Raw genomic sequence first — 430 nt, 5'->3', positions numbered from 1 at the left:
GGAAACACCATCTTTATAGACATATCGAGAGATAATTCCTTTGTCAGTATAAATATTCATTTTAATTGAGCTCGTGCCTTTTAAGCTGCCCATCAAATTCACAGGCGCTAAAATATAATTCGTAGAACGGTTTGCACCTAACACATGATCATGCTCTGTAGGGCCTGTTACAGCAAAGGATTGGCTTTTTTTCTCATTTGTAAATTCAACCTTTTGGATATCATATTTGTTATAGGTACTACTCAAATGAATTTTTAATTTAAGTAACTCCTTGTTCGATTCATTCCAGCTTACAGTAACTACTGGACAAAGCTCATTTTTCGCACAAATCAGCAAACCTGTCGTACCCACATTTTGACGACTTGGGTCTGTAGCGGTCGTTGCACAACCCGAAAGGAACATCGCTCCTAACCCCATGAGTAGCCATTTT

General features: G+C 38.4%; 1 protein-coding gene. It reads right to left on the bottom strand.

Features of this window, described 5'->3' with window-relative positions:
* Positions 1-430: hypothetical protein (locus tag GBI16_RS18595; RefSeq protein WP_228267876.1), on the bottom strand; the 430-nt coding region annotated here is incomplete at both ends.

The sequence above is a fragment of the Acinetobacter sp. TUM15064 genome, assembly GCF_008980265.1.
GTDB lineage: Bacteria > Pseudomonadota > Gammaproteobacteria > Pseudomonadales > Moraxellaceae > Acinetobacter.
This window is presented reverse-complemented; position numbering and strand designations above follow the sequence as displayed.